We start from the raw sequence: 263 nt of genomic DNA, 5'->3' as shown, positions 1-263 counted from the left end.
CTCATCAAATAAATTACCATTATTAAAAAATGGATTAATTCCTTTTGATAAACTCACTCTTCCTTTAAATGCTTGACGAATAAGATTACCAACTGGACCGTCAGATGGCTCACATGTTGTGTAACATATTTTATTCTCATTTAAAAAATGTTGGTGTAATAAGTTAGATTGCGTGGTAGTTCCTGAACCATCAATCCCTTCAAATACGATAAATAAACCTTTCATGCTAATTTCTCTATGTTATTTTGCTTTAACTAATGTAA

The 263-nt window shown here is 30.0% G+C and carries 1 protein-coding gene; it reads right to left on the bottom strand.

The features are described 5' to 3' along the window. Positions 1–225: dTMP kinase (locus SB771_RS35060; protein WP_410722051.1), on the bottom strand; the 225-nt coding region annotated here is incomplete at its 3' end. Between the last annotated feature and the right edge of the window lie 38 nt (positions 226–263).

This window comes from Burkholderia sp. SIMBA_051 (assembly GCF_046534915.1).
GTDB classification, from domain to species: domain Bacteria; phylum Pseudomonadota; class Gammaproteobacteria; order Burkholderiales; family Burkholderiaceae; genus Burkholderia; species Burkholderia ambifaria.
Note: the sequence above shows the minus strand (reverse complement) of the source record. Positions and strands in the feature narration are given on the sequence as shown.